Source organism: Microcoleus sp. K5-D4, from assembly GCF_036704575.1.
In the GTDB taxonomy this organism is placed as follows: domain Bacteria; phylum Cyanobacteriota; class Cyanobacteriia; order Cyanobacteriales; family Microcoleaceae; genus Microcoleus.
Map to the genome: position 1 here is coordinate 1 of NZ_JAUBSD010000146.1, position 9987 is coordinate 9987.

Sequence of the window (9987 nt, forward strand, 5' to 3'; positions counted from 1 at the left end):
AATTATGAGTTAGCTTTCAGATCTAAAATTCAAAACCTTTAATTATAACATAGATTTTTTTTGCAAGAGGTCTAATAAGTCCAGTTTTGCTTGGTTTGCAAGCTACAGGATTAGATGTATCCACCCACCTGCCTCGACGGGTGAGTCGTGAGGAATTAGTTGGGGCTGTGTCCCTGGTTTGCGATGTGAGTGATTTGGCTCCTCCTGAAGTGGCGATCGATCGATGGGATGACTGCGCCCTCCCAGCTAGAATTTGATGGCAGCACGGGATGTCATTCTTGAAGACATTGAGAAATTAATTGGTGAACTGAAACAAACAAATTAGAGAATTGAGTAGAGATTTAATCTATGACTAATGCTGCAGAAAAACAGGAACCGTCTTCATCAGAACTCGCGAAACCATCGTACTCACTTTGGCAACTGACGCTGTATTTCCTCAAATTAGGCAGCTTAGGATTTGGAGGACCGATAGCCCTTGTGGGTTATATGCACCGCGACCTGGTTGAAGATCGGAGGTGGATTTCCGAGGCAAGTTATCAAGAAGGATTAACCTTAGCTCAGGTTGCCCCTGGTCCACTGGCTGCCCAATTAGGGTTCTACATGGGCTATGTCCATTACGGCATTATTGGTTCTACCCTCGTTGGTATTGCCTTTGTCTTGCCCTCCTTTTTGATGGTTGTGGCATTGGGATGGGCTTACACCAATTATGGGGGGCTGAGTTGGATGCAGGCAGTATTCTACGGGGTTGGAGCTTGCGTCATTGGCATCATTGCTCAAAGCGCCTACAAATTGACGAAGAAGACCATTGGCAAAGATTGGTTACTTTGGGCAATTTATCTGGTCAATGCTGCCTCGACCATCATCACGCAATCGGAACGAATCGAACTCATCCTGGCAGGAGGAATTCTCACCTGGTGGATCGCAGCACCACCTAAAAACTGGTTCAAAAATAAGAACCTCAATAGTTTCATTGGCTTACCTCTGATACCAATAGTTGCATCTGTGCCATCTGCCTCTTCTGGTTTGCTTTGGCAAATCTTCACCTTTTTTGGTATGGCGGGTTCATTTGTGTTTGGCAGTGGGTTAGCGATCGTTCCGTTCCTCTACGGTGGAGTGGTTAAGCATTATCAGTGGCTTGATGCTCAACAGTTCCTCGATGCAGTAGCAGTGGCGATGATTACGCCAGGTCCTGTCGTAATCACAACTGGGTTTATTGGCTTTTTGGTGGCTGGTTTTCCTGGCGCTTGTATGGCGGCGTTGGGAACGTTTATCCCCTGTTATCTACTCACGATTATTCCCGCCCCTTACTTTAAGAAGCATGGCAAGAAGCCCGCAATTGCTGCCTTTGTCAACGGCGTGACGGTTGCTGCAACAGGCGCGATCGCTGGAGCCGTTGTGGTTTTGGGACGACAATCTCTGCGAGATATTCCAACCGTTCTGATTGCTGTGGTGACGCTGGCTCTGCTATGGAAATTTGGCAAAAAGTTGCCAGAGCCTATTATCGTTGTAGTCTCCGCGATCGTTGGATTAGTGATTTATCCGCTGACGCATCCAGTGTAGATGGCATCAATCCTGAGTGGAGTTGAGACTCGATCGCAACAGACAGGGCGAGCTATGAGTGTTAAGGGAGCGATCGTCGGTGACAACAAGAACGAACGTTGGGATAAAGCCAGCGTTCGCGAGTTTCGCGGCACTTACGGCGATTATGTCCTGAACAAAGTTGCAAAGGTTTTTCCCCAATTGCGCCAGCAAGTTTTGTAAACAGTCACCCATTGGTGACAAGTTAAGGCTCAAAGCCAGTTGTCAAGGGGATTTTCGGAGGTAGCTCAAAGAAAAAAGGTTCTCGACTGCCGACATTATAACTCTAATGTCAACTGGGGCTTAAATCCCTGCCAGATGAAAGGATAAGAAGCAAGTTCTTATCCTTGGTAGTCAGCGATCGCTTTTTGCCCTATAACTACTGCAACTATTACCAGGGGAAGACACTCATCCACTTGGATAAATGATTTTATTTCAATCGCTGCTGGCTGGGCGATCGCGCTTATTCTAAATTCCCTGCTTTCTTAACAGCTTGTTTCAAGTCTTCAAAGGTAATATTACCCTCTTCATCTCGATACGTCGCTAGCAGTTCCGCGGGGCTAGTACCTGTTTCTGCTAAAATGACTGCATTTAACCCAGGACTTAAAAAAAGCTCATTACTCGATATTTTGCCATCTTGATCGCCATCCAAGGCATTAAAAAGAGATTGAAGCTCTTGCTCAGTTGCCATAAGTTTCTATTTGAATTAGTTTTTTCAATTCAATATCCCATAATGTTGAAAAAGATGCAAGGAAAGTTACCTTTTACCCTGGCCGATACAAGCTGTTGCTGTCGTTTGGGCGTGTGCCTGTAGATACCTGGAAGTAGTCGCTACCGATTCATGCCCTAACGTCTGCTGCACCAAATGAATCGGCGCGCCCCTGTCTAGTGAATGCGAAGCGTGGGCGTGACGCAACCAATGGGGCTGACCTTTCCTGTAATCCCAGCGCGGTTCCCCAGCATCGTCTTCACCACCGCTATTTGGAAGGTAGAAGATATCAGGTGTTTTGCTTTATCCAACATTTACCCACAAGCGGGGATTTTTAATTACCTGGTTTCCAAATTACTTCTTCAACTTTGAGTTGCTTGGGAATTAAGCCAAGTTCAAAAAAAGTATCGGCAATTTCCTGTTGCTCGGCAACCATATCAGCTTGGATCGGTTCAAATCCATAACTCCGCCGTCGAGTCACTACATCTAAGATAGAAGCATCAATTTTCAGAATGGGAGCGAGAATCTTGGTTACTTCTTCAGGATTCGCATCCGCCCAAGTCGCTACTGCTTGAGTTTCTTCTCTAATTGCCTCAATGATTTTGAAATTCGGCTGAGCAAATGACTTATTAGCTAAGTAAAAATCTCGGTTAGCTGCTAGTCCTTTACTATCTTTAACAACACGAACATCTTTTTGCGCTTGAGCTGCTGCATAAAAGGGGTCCCAAATTACCCAAGCATCTACGTTACCTTGTTGGAAGGCAGCTCTGGCATCGGCTGGTGTCAGGTTTGCCGGTTCAATATCAGCCCATTGTATCCCTGCAGATTTCAGTGCTTTTGCTAACAGGTAATTGGCACTTGAACCTTTTGTAAAAGCTATTTTCTTACCTCGCAAATCTGCCAGGGTTTGAATTGCCGAATTAGCAGGAACTAAAATACCTGAACTGCGGTCTTTGGGGGCGCTACCGCCAATGTAAAGCAGAGGTGCGTTAGCAGCTTGGGCAAAGACTGGAGGAGCGTCCCCGGTGCGCCCGATGTCGATGCTGCCAACGTTTAGTGCTTCCAGCATCGGGGGGCCTGACTGAAATTCTTTCCACTCAACGGATACACCTAGAGGCTGCAAGCGTTTCTCTAAACCGCCTCTAGCTTTGACTAGGGTGAAGGGGTCGAATTTCTGATGACCGATGCGGACTACCTGAGCTTGAGCTGCTGCGGGGGAAGCGGCGGGGCTTGCAGATCCCGTAGGGGTGGGAGTATTGCAGGAGGCGATCGCCCAATTTAAGCTGATTCCCAATAGAAATAGCGCTGCTAGGGAAAGGTGCGATCGCCATAATTGAGCAAGGAATGAAATCAGTCTTTTGAGCATAAACAATAATATTGTTTGTTGGTAACTTTCCGATCAGAGACTTCCAACTAATTCGGGTTTGCCAGTTTGCAGGGCACCAACAAACTCTTGCAACTGCGATCGCAATCTTTGTTCTGTTTCCTCTTCTAGTTGTACGCTTGTTTCGTCATAACTTTGGATCTGCGTGTCTAAAACATAGGCACCAGCCAAGATATGACTAGCGCCCAGCTCGGATAACACTGGTTTGAGGGCGTAGTTAATTGCTAATAAGTGACCCAGCGTACCTCCGGTGGCTATGGGGAGAATAACTTTACCAGCTAAACTCTTCTGCGGGAGCAAATCTAAGTAAGCTTTGAGTACGCCTGTGTAGGCTGCTTTGTAAACAGGTGTAGCGATGATTATGCCCTTGGCTTCTACTACTAAATCATTGACTGCTTTTAAGTCTGGGTTCGCGAATTGCCCGTAAATTAATACCTCTGGCGGGAGATCGCGGACGTTGACAGAGGCCGTACTCAGTCCCTCTTTCTCGACAGCACGGCGGGCGTATTCCAGCACGGCAAAGGAGCGGGATGGATGAGACGGGCTACCTGCGATCGCAACAACATTAGGCATTTAATAGTCCTCCTATTTTTGACTCATTTAAAAATGAACGATTTACGGAATCACTCATAACTACGATAACTACGTAAAATTACCGTATTTTATAGATAGTAAGCTAGCACGGTCAATTTTAAAAAGCAAGTAAGTTGAGATGTAAATTTTGATAACTCTTATACAAATTTTGGGCGATCGCGAATCTCGGCGGGAATCAACTGTCAGATTTTTTCTCCCAAATACAGCATAATCCCACCGAAATCAAAAACAGAACCTTTACAGCAAGGGGGTTTGCTTGTTCTTAAAAATTATTTATCAAAGCCGCAGAAGTTGGGCGAAAAATTATCTTGCTTTTTGGAGATACCTATGCAATAATCTTGTTTAATCAGAATCTACTATAATTTGACTGACTTACAGTAGATTAAATTTAGAAATGCTAATCTGCTATTCACCAGCACCGGTGAGTAGGAGACGAATTGGCACTTGCTCAACAGCCACCTTTGACAGCGAAAAAGGTTTTGAGCCTGTGGCATAGATCGCGATATGGAGGTTTTTTAGAATGGAATCACCACTCTCAGGAATAGGTCTAGAATTAGTAGGACTCCAGAAGTCATTTGGAAATATTAAAATTTTGCGGGATATCAACATAGAAATAAATCCCGGAGAATTTGTAGCAATTGTAGGTCGCAGCGGATGTGGCAAAAGTACCTTACTGCGCTTAATCGCCGGACTAGAAGTTCCCACTCAAGGCACTGTCTTTCTAGATGGAAAGCCGTCCCGCAAACTTAACTCTAAAGTGACAATGATGTTTCAGGATGCACGGCTACTACCTTGGCAAAAAGTGGTGGCAAATGTGAAATTAGGGCTACTCACGGCCAAAGAAAACACGCACTACAAAGCGATGCAAGTCCTTCACGCGGTAGGGCTTGGCGATCGCGCCAACGATTGGCCGGCGGTACTCTCGGGCGGTCAAAAGCAGAGAGTTTCTTTAGCAAGAGCCCTTGCCTGCGAACCTCATTTACTGCTGCTTGATGAACCCCTCGGCGCGTTGGATGCTTTGACTCGCATTGAGATGCAGCAATTGTTAGAAAATTTATGGCAAGAAAAAGGATTTACCGCGCTACTGATCACTCATGACGTAGAAGAAGCAGTGGTGCTAGCTGACCGAGTTATTTTAATAGAAAATGGTCAGATTGCAATGGACTGTTCTATTGATATGCCGCGACCGAGGCAGAGAGGAAATGCTCTATTTGCTGCGAAAGTAGAGGCGATTTTGCAGCGCGTTATGGGTCAAAAAGAAAGTAGCAAAGATCCAGAGAAAGTTGCAATAGGTAGGTAAAAAAGACCCAACTATGTAAAGATAAGTAAATACGGATAACGGATCTACCAAGGTAACTCAGGTATGGGCGCTCGTTTAATAATTTTTCTGACTCGCGAGATATTCGTCAGCCAATCCGATGCACCCGGATTTGATATCACTCGCAGAGACTAAATTCCGATCGATACTTCACCGTTCCGCTGCAATCCTGCAAAGCTCCACTTTCTAACTCCAACACCATAAAAGCCTCATCGGGTACATCGTATTCACATCCCAAGCTCTTTCTACTAGCAGGAATGAACCCAAAACGCGGATAAAAATCTGGATGACCAAGCACAACCACTGCCTGAAATCCCGATCGCCTGCACTCTTCTAAACCGTGCTGGATCAACAGCGTTCCTATACCTTGGCGCTGATATTCGGGAAGAACTGCGACTGGCGCCAACCCCAGAATCGACAAATTCCTAGAACATTTTCCTTCGACGACAACCGGACTGAATAAAATGTGTCCGACAACGCGATCGGATTGTACCGCAACGAAGGAAAATGTAGATGCAATTCCCCGCAATCGATCGACTAAGTTAGCCTCATTTTCTCGCCCGAATGCCGCAATATTAATGTTGCGAACAGCTTCTACATCTTCTGGATTTTCGGTACGGATATCCATAGCTTAGATTAATGGTTGTGCGGCCGCCCTGGCAGACAAATTACTACAGAAACTGTTTCTATCTTTCGATCGCGATATTAATCAAATTATAGCGCCCCTGAAGCCTTTTTCCTCTTTTCGAGTTATATATTTTTGCCTACCAATTATACAACGACTTGCAGATGAATGCCAAATCGTGGCCAAAGTCGATCGCTTCCAATCTTCACGCCCGATTCGGAACCGCTTAACTGTCATTATTGCGGTACAAGCTGACCGGAAGACAATCGCTTAATGCCCTCCATCGCTGTAGTTTCTCCGGCTTTATCACCGCCCTCGCGGGCAATTTTTAAAGCTCCCTCGTAGGATTCTAGAGCTTGAGGATATTGACCAAGACTTTCATAAATTGCGCCCATATTGTTGAGCAAGCGTCCGATACTTGTCTTGTCACCGATAGATTCTAACATCGGTATTGCTTGCTGAAAATAGATCAGCGCTTGAGTATCTTTGCCGAGTTTGCGAGAGGTAAGTGCCATGTTGTTGAGGAGGCGGCCGACGCCAGCCCGGTCTCCGATTTCCCGGCGAATTGCTAAAGCTTGGTGATAAAATTCCATCGCTCTATTAAAGTCGCCGATGTTGTAGTAGACGCCGCCCATGTTATTGAGGGTACGGCCTAAATCGCGCCGATCGCCCGATGCCGTGCGAATCGTCCGCGCTTGCTGGTAAAATTCGATCGCCTTGGCGTAATTGACCTGTTCTGCGTAAACGGCCGCGATGTTGTGGAGGGATTCTCCAATTTCAATTTTGTCGTCGGTAGTTTTGGCAAGTTCCAAAGCTTCTTGGTGCAGTTTCATCGCTTCGGAAAAATTGTCCCCAATCCGGTTCACGAAACCGATGAGATTGAGAGTGCGCGCGATACGAGGCCCTTCGCCGATTTCTCGGTGAATGACTAAAGCTTGCTGCAAAACTTCCAAAGCTTTGGGCTGCGAACCCATTTCGGCGTAAACTTCCCCCATCTTATTGAGGGTTTCTCCGGTTCCCGGTTTGTCACCTAGTTGCTTGCGGATTGCCAAAACTTGCTCAAAAGTCTCGATTGCTTCTCGAAACAAACCCTCGCGATGTTGTTTTACTCCTGTTTCAAAGAGGTCGTCTGCTTGCGTTTTGGGGTCAGTTGCCTGAGCGCGATCGCTCGCTTGGGCGCGCCTCGCATTTATAATTGGGCCATAAGCCCGAGCGTCTGAAATTGCCAGCAAGCTGAGTGCGGGCGATAAGACAATACTTATAGCTGCGAGATAGCTGAAGTGATAAGAGCGGCAGTCCACCGATCGAGTCCTCCAATAGCTAAGTGATAACTATTAAGATAGAGCTTTTTGGGGTGTTCCTGCCGCATTTTTTCTTAATCTCTAGGTTCTGACTGGGTTTTTGTCTTGCCAGACTGCCATAATCAGCGGCATATTGTTGAGAGCGGATATGACAGCAAAGTTTTTGCTGGGTGGAAGCGATGCTTTTTCAGAACTTTGCAAGATGATGTCCTGTTGGTCAAGCGTGATCCAAGCAATTCCTGACAAAACTTGAATTTCTCGATGAGTTTGAGGCAATCTGTATACCTCGTTTTCCATCAGAATAATGCGATCGGGCGCTGCACATTCGGAAGATATTTGAAGCATAGCATCTCCTACTTGGTAATGGGTAATTGCTAATGGGTAATTGCTAATCGAGGGCTGTATTTCTCTTCATTTCCACGCCGCCCACACACTACTATTGGCAATAACGCCGATCGAGCCAAGCGCGCATTTCATCATCCGTCGCCACGCAGGTAGAACGACCAGTCGCCCGATCGCAACCGTGCCACCAAGTGTTACCATAGCGATCGCACGTCTGCCAAATTCTCAGTTCGTCCTCACTAGAAATGAGGTAGAGCCAAAACTGCCCAATTTTTTTTATAGCTGAAAAGAGAGATAGCCCTTTCTGTTTTTCGGATGGTTTAGCTCGAACAGCCATCAAAAAAAACATCATTATTCGGGGGTTGCTCCGACTGTTGTAAGTAGACATAGCCCACACCTTAAAGTGATAATTTTCACAAAAATTGCACCCAGAAAATTACAAAAAATAGCTTTAAGCTGCAATAAATTTACCGCAACTACACCACAATATTGTTGTCGTGCAAGTCCTGTAAAAGTCTATCTGTTACCTGATAAATTAACCTTAACTCTGCGGCAATTGACAATCAAAGCATTGCTTGCATAGGTTGTATGAATAAAATCGATATATCGAAGCCCTTGTGACAATGTGGGTACTACTGGCACAAACGCTATGAACGAAATCAATACGCGGCGGATGAAACTCTCTCAGATTCAAGCTTTGATAGCTGTAGCAGACTGTGAAAACTTTAGCGAGGCGGCTTTGCAATTGGAACTGTCCCAATCCGCCGTCAGCCACGCCATCGCCTCTTTAGAAACAGAATTGGGAGTGCAATTGTTCCACCGGGGGCGACACGGTGCTCAACTGACGCCAGTGGGGGAAAGGGTAGTGAGTCACGGGCGTCAAATAGCCTGCGCCTTAGAAAGGATGGTCAAAGAAGCGGATTTAGAAAAAGGTTTGCAGGGAGGCCAGGTACGGATAGTTACTTTTCGGAGTGTCGCAACTCATATCCTACCGGGTATTATTGCTAAATTTCGCAGTTGCTTTCCCAAAATTACGGTTAGCATTACCGAAGTTTATTATACCCAAGCTGTGGAAGAGGCTTTGCGATCGGGCAAAGCAGACATCGGTTTTGTCTCTCTTCCAATTTCCGATGAATTTGAAACTAGAGAAATTTTGCGGGATAAATATGTTGTATTGCTGCCGCCAAGTGCCAAAGTGTCAAGTGCTAAGATTACCTGGAAAGAATTAGCGGCTTATCCGTTGATTTTGCAGCCGGTAGAAAATGCTTGTTCTGTACCGCTGCGAAAATATTTGACAACTTCGGGGTTTCCCTTAAATATCGCTTACGAACTCAGCGAAGATTCAACGATTGTCAGTATGGTGATGCAAGGTTTGGGTACAGCAATTCTTCCCCGTTTGGCTGCGGAACCGATACCTACTTCGGTGAAAGTTTGCAGTTTGCCTGCGGATTTTGAGAGGGTAATTGGGGTGGCTGTTTTGAGGGATGGGTTGTTGATTCCGGCCGTGTTTGCGTTCTTAGATTTAGTTAAAAGTGGCGCAGAGGTTGATAGTGAGGGGGATTTTCCTATTAACCCTTCATGAGAAACCTCAGTCAGTTGTTATTGGTTATTGGTTAGATTGGGATTTTGTTACCGCAGATATCTGCAGATGAACACAGATGAACGCGGATGAGATTGTATCTGCGTTCATCTGCGTTCATCTGCAGTTGAAAAAAATCGCATAAAATAGTACGATCGCTGATTGCCTACTTCATGCGCTTAGCCACAAGACTAGAACTATCGCCTTGGTGGAATTTGACTCGACCATCTACCGAGTTTTTATCCTTTAATTTGAGCCAACCGCTACCAGATGCAGCATCGTTCTCATCATTACCGTCCCATGTAAACTCAAATCGCTGATCCTTTCCATCTTTTACGACTTCGCCGTCAATTTGACCTGATACTAAACCGAATTGAAATTCTCCTGAACCCGTAGGTTCAATCTCGATATATGCTTCAACTTCCATGTCCAAGTAATCACTATCCCACAGTTCCATCTCTGTGATCCGCCATTTACCGCTATATTAGACCTCTTGCAAAAAAAATCTATGTTATAATTAAAGGTTTTGAATTTTAGATCTGAAAGCTAACTCATAA

Annotated in this window: 14 protein-coding genes; 5 read left to right on the top strand and 9 right to left on the bottom strand. The window is 45.6% G+C overall.

Annotation, left to right across the window (positions count from 1 at the left end; genetic code table 11):
* Nucleotides 1-86 precede the first annotated feature (86 nt).
* From QUA77_RS27775 to QUA77_RS27785, 3 genes are all read left to right on the top strand, one after another.
* The gene (locus QUA77_RS27775; RefSeq protein WP_333453808.1) at nt 87-257 is read left to right on the top strand and encodes a hypothetical protein; all 171 of its coding nucleotides are present in this window, start codon (nt 87-89) and stop codon (nt 255-257) included.
* A gap of 91 nt (nt 258-348) precedes the next feature.
* Nucleotides 349-1560 carry a chromate transporter gene (locus tag QUA77_RS27780; protein WP_333453810.1) on the top strand — a complete coding sequence of 404 codons (1212 nt, stop codon included), beginning with the start codon at nt 349-351 and terminating at the stop codon, nt 1558-1560.
* Nucleotides 1561-1761, top strand: coding sequence for a hypothetical protein (locus tag QUA77_RS27785; RefSeq protein ID WP_333453812.1), 201 nt, complete (start codon nt 1561-1563; stop codon nt 1759-1761).
* A gap of 280 nt (nt 1762-2041) precedes the next feature.
* Here the strand turns inward: QUA77_RS27785 and QUA77_RS27790 are convergent, their stop codons facing one another.
* The 4 genes from QUA77_RS27790 to ssuE all read right to left on the bottom strand — a co-directional run bounded on the left by QUA77_RS27790 (nt 2042) and on the right by ssuE (nt 4244).
* Nucleotides 2042-2269 carry an EF-hand domain-containing protein gene (locus QUA77_RS27790; RefSeq protein ID WP_172190219.1) on the bottom strand — a complete coding sequence of 76 codons (228 nt, stop codon included), beginning with the start codon at nt 2267-2269 and terminating at the stop codon, nt 2042-2044.
* Nucleotides 2270-2335: 66 nt separating this feature from the next.
* Entirely contained in the window at nt 2336-2494 is a 159-nt protein-coding gene (locus tag QUA77_RS27795) for a tyrosine-type recombinase/integrase (protein WP_333453814.1), read from the bottom strand.
* A 127-nt stretch (nt 2495-2621) separates the two neighbouring features.
* Nucleotides 2622-3653 (bottom strand): sulfonate ABC transporter substrate-binding protein, encoded by a 1032-nt coding sequence (locus tag QUA77_RS27800; RefSeq protein WP_333453815.1) that lies wholly within the window; start codon nt 3651-3653, stop codon nt 2622-2624.
* A gap of 33 nt (nt 3654-3686) precedes the next feature.
* On the bottom strand, nt 3687-4244 hold the full coding sequence (ssuE, locus tag QUA77_RS27805) for an NADPH-dependent FMN reductase (RefSeq protein ID WP_333182102.1): 558 nt from the start codon (nt 4242-4244) through the stop codon (nt 3687-3689).
* 541 nt (nt 4245-4785) lie between these two features.
* Here ssuE and QUA77_RS27810 point away from each other — a divergent pair.
* Nucleotides 4786-5565, top strand: coding sequence for an ATP-binding cassette domain-containing protein (locus QUA77_RS27810; protein ID WP_333453817.1), 780 nt, complete (start codon nt 4786-4788; stop codon nt 5563-5565).
* Nucleotides 5566-5701: 136 nt separating this feature from the next.
* Here QUA77_RS27810 and QUA77_RS27815 read toward each other — a convergent pair whose 3' ends face one another.
* From QUA77_RS27815 to QUA77_RS27830, 4 genes are all read right to left on the bottom strand, one after another.
* Nucleotides 5702-6211 carry an N-acetyltransferase gene (locus QUA77_RS27815; protein WP_333453818.1) on the bottom strand — a complete coding sequence of 170 codons (510 nt, stop codon included), beginning with the start codon at nt 6209-6211 and terminating at the stop codon, nt 5702-5704.
* Between the two features lie 233 nt (nt 6212-6444).
* Complete coding sequence (locus tag QUA77_RS27820; protein WP_333035523.1) at nt 6445-7509, bottom strand: tetratricopeptide repeat protein; 1065 nt, start codon at nt 7507-7509, stop codon at nt 6445-6447.
* 81 nt (nt 7510-7590) lie between these two features.
* A complete protein-coding gene (locus QUA77_RS27825) occupies nt 7591-7854 on the bottom strand; it encodes a hypothetical protein (RefSeq protein ID WP_333035521.1) in 264 nt (87 codons plus the stop codon).
* Nucleotides 7855-7945: 91 nt separating this feature from the next.
* Nucleotides 7946-8239, bottom strand: a complete 294-nt coding sequence (locus tag QUA77_RS27830) for a hypothetical protein (protein WP_333035520.1) — start codon at nt 8237-8239, stop codon at nt 7946-7948.
* 261 nt (nt 8240-8500) lie between these two features.
* On the opposite strand from QUA77_RS27830, the gene QUA77_RS27835 reads away from it, so the two are divergent.
* On the top strand, nt 8501-9433 hold the full coding sequence (locus QUA77_RS27835; protein ID WP_333035518.1) for a LysR family transcriptional regulator: 933 nt from the start codon (nt 8501-8503) through the stop codon (nt 9431-9433).
* 163 nt (nt 9434-9596) lie between these two features.
* Here QUA77_RS27835 and QUA77_RS27840 read toward each other — a convergent pair whose 3' ends face one another.
* Nucleotides 9597-9887 (bottom strand): hypothetical protein, encoded by a 291-nt coding sequence (locus QUA77_RS27840; protein ID WP_333453820.1) that lies wholly within the window; start codon nt 9885-9887, stop codon nt 9597-9599.
* Nucleotides 9888-9987: the final 100 nt, after the last annotated feature.